The sequence below is a fragment of the uncultured Amaricoccus sp. genome (assembly GCF_937858865.1).
Classification (GTDB): Bacteria; Pseudomonadota; Alphaproteobacteria; order Rhodobacterales; family Rhodobacteraceae; genus Amaricoccus.
Genome location: NZ_CALLYO010000058.1, coordinates 1 through 2,552, shown reverse-complemented (window position 1 = coordinate 2,552; position 2,552 = coordinate 1). Strand labels below are relative to the sequence as shown.

Sequence of the window (2,552 nt, the reverse complement as noted above, 5' to 3'; positions counted from 1 at the left end):
ATGAACGCCCTCGCCCTCAAGAAAGGCGCCAGCCGCCACAGCGCCTACGACCTGCGCGACCCCTTCACGGGGCCGGAGGAGACCCACACGCTCGCCGTCCTCGTCGACAACGAGGCGGGCGTGCTCGCCCGCGTCATCGGCCTCTTCTCCGGCCGCGGCTACAATATCGAGAGCCTGACGGTCGCCGAGACCGACCACGAGGGGCATCTGTCGCGCATCACCATCGTCACCACCGGCACGCCGGCGGTGATCGAGCAGATCAAGGCGCAGCTGGGCCGCCTGGTGCCGGTGCACGACGTCCACGACCTCACCGTCGAGGGCAAGGCGGTGCAGCGCGAGCTGGCGCTCATCAAGGTGCGCGGCACCGGCGAGAAGCGGGTCGAGGCGATGCGGACCTCCGAGGTCTTCCGCGCGCGGGTCGTCGACACCACGCTCGAGAGCTTCGTCTTCGAGCTGACCGGGGCGCCGGAGAAGGTCGACGCCTTCATCGCGCTGATGCGCCCGCTCGGCCTCGTCGACGTGGCGCGGACCGGCGTCGCGGCGATCGCCCGCGGGGTCTGATGCGGGCTCGCGCGCGTAACGAAGTGTTAACCCGACGAATCCCTTCAGGATCAATGGGATACTTATAGTTTCGCGCGCGAAATCCTGATTTCACCCGAGTGCCCGTCGTTCTCGGGCGGGCTTGCCCTTCCGGGCGGCGCTCTCTCATATGAGCCGGGGAGGGACCGACCATGTCAGCATTGCCGGCGAGCATCGACGCGGCGCAGGCGCTTCTCGCCGGTGCCGGCTATGTCGCGGGGCGCGGGCTCTCGACCGTCGTCTTCCTGGCGCTGAAGCTCGGGCGGCCGCTCTTTCTCGAGGGCGAGGCGGGCGTCGGCAAGACCGAGATCGCCAAGGCGCTCTCGCAGGCGCTCGGGCGGCGGCTGATCCGGCTGCAGTGCTACGAGGGGCTCGACGTCGCGAGCGCGGTCTACGAGTGGAACTTCCCCGCCCAGATGGTGGCGATCCGCGCCGCCGAGGCCGAGGGCCAGGCCGACCGGCATGCGCTGACCGAGGAGCTCTTCTCCGAGCGCTTCCTGATCCGCCGGCCGCTCTTGCAGGCGATGGAGCCGCAGCCGGAGGGGCCGCCGGTGCTGCTCGTCGACGAGCTCGACCGCACCGACGAGCCGTTCGAGGCCTTCCTGCTCGAGGCGCTCTCCGACTTCCAGGTGACGATCCCCGAGCTCGGCACCATCCGCGCCGAGAAGCCGCCGATCGTGGTCATCACCTCGAACCGGACCCGCGAGGTGCACGACGCGCTGAAGCGGCGCTGCCTCTACCACTGGGTCGACTATCCCGATTTCGAGCGCGAGCTCGCGATCCTGAAGGCGCGGGCGCCGGAGGCGACCGAGGCGCTGAGCCGCGAGGTGGTCGCCTTCGTGCAGCGGCTGCGCGGCGAGGATCTGTTCAAGAAGCCCGGCGTCGCCGAGAGCATCGACTGGGCGAAGTGCCTCGTCGCGCTCGATACCGTCGCGCTCAGCCCGCAGGTCGTCGCCGACACGCTCGGGGCGCTGCTCAAGTATCAGGACGACATCGCGCGGCTGCAGAACGCCGAGGTGACGCGCCTTCTCGACGAGGCGCGGGCGGGGATCGGGTGAGCGGGGCCGCGCCGCTTCCCGTCCCGGCGGAGGGCAAGCTCGCGGAGAACATCGCCCATTTCGCCCGCGCGCTGCGCAAGGCGGGGCTGCCGGTCGGGACCGGGCGGACGCTCGAGGCGATCCGGGCGGTAGAGGCGGCGGGCTTCGGCGACCGGCGGGATTTCTACTACACGCTGCAGGCCTGCTTCGTGAGCCGTCCCGAGCACCGCGAGGTCTTCGCGCAGGTCTTCCGCCTCTTCTGGCGCGACCCGCAGTTCGTCGAGCAGATGATGGCGCTCCTCACCCCGCTGGTGCGCGGGGCGAACCCCCCGCCCGATCCGGCGGCCGCCGAGCGGCGGGCGGCCGAGGCGCTGCTCGACGGGGCCGAGGTGCCGCGCGAGCCGCGGGAGGAGGGCGAGGCGGAGATCGCGTTCGATGCGACGCTCACCTTCTCGGCCGACGAGCGGCTGAAGGCGATGGACTTCGCGCAGATGTCGGCCGCCGAGCAGGCTGCCGCCCGGCGGGCGATCGCGCGCGTGGTGCTGCCGGTCAAGCCGCTCGCGAGCCGGCGCACCCGGGTCGATCCGCGCGGGCGGGTCGCCGACTGGCGTGGCACCATGCGCGCGGCGCTGCGTTCGGGCGGCGAGGTGCAGGACTTCGTCACCCGGGCGCGGCGGGTGCGCTGGCCGAACCTCGTCGCGCTCTGCGACATCTCGGGCTCGATGTCGGACTACAGCCGGATGCTGCTGCACTTCCTGCACGCGGCGGCGAACGTGAAGGGCGCGGCCTGGGGGCAGGTGCATGCCTTCACCTTCGGCACGCGGCTGACCAACATCACCCGGCACCTGCGCCGGCGCGACGTCGACGAGGCGCTGGCGGCGGCCGGGCAGGAGGCGCAGGACTGGGAGGGGGGGATGCGGATCGGCGCGTGCCTCC

At 71.8% G+C, this 2,552-nt stretch carries 3 protein-coding genes; all 3 read left to right on the top strand.

Annotation, left to right across the window (positions count from 1 at the left end; all coding sequences use genetic code 11):
- On the top strand, window positions 1-561 hold a 561-nt coding region (gene ilvN, locus Q0112_RS01535; protein WP_297970496.1), incomplete at its 5' end, for an acetolactate synthase small subunit.
- A gap of 170 nt (window positions 562-731) precedes the next feature.
- On the top strand, window positions 732-1,637 hold the full coding sequence (locus tag Q0112_RS01530) for a MoxR family ATPase (protein WP_297970494.1): 906 nt from the start codon (window positions 732-734) through the stop codon (window positions 1,635-1,637).
- Window positions 1,634-2,552, top strand: a 919-nt coding sequence (locus Q0112_RS01525; RefSeq protein ID WP_297970492.1) for a VWA domain-containing protein, incomplete at its 3' end; no start/stop codon positions are given. The genes Q0112_RS01530 and Q0112_RS01525, both read left to right, overlap by 4 nt.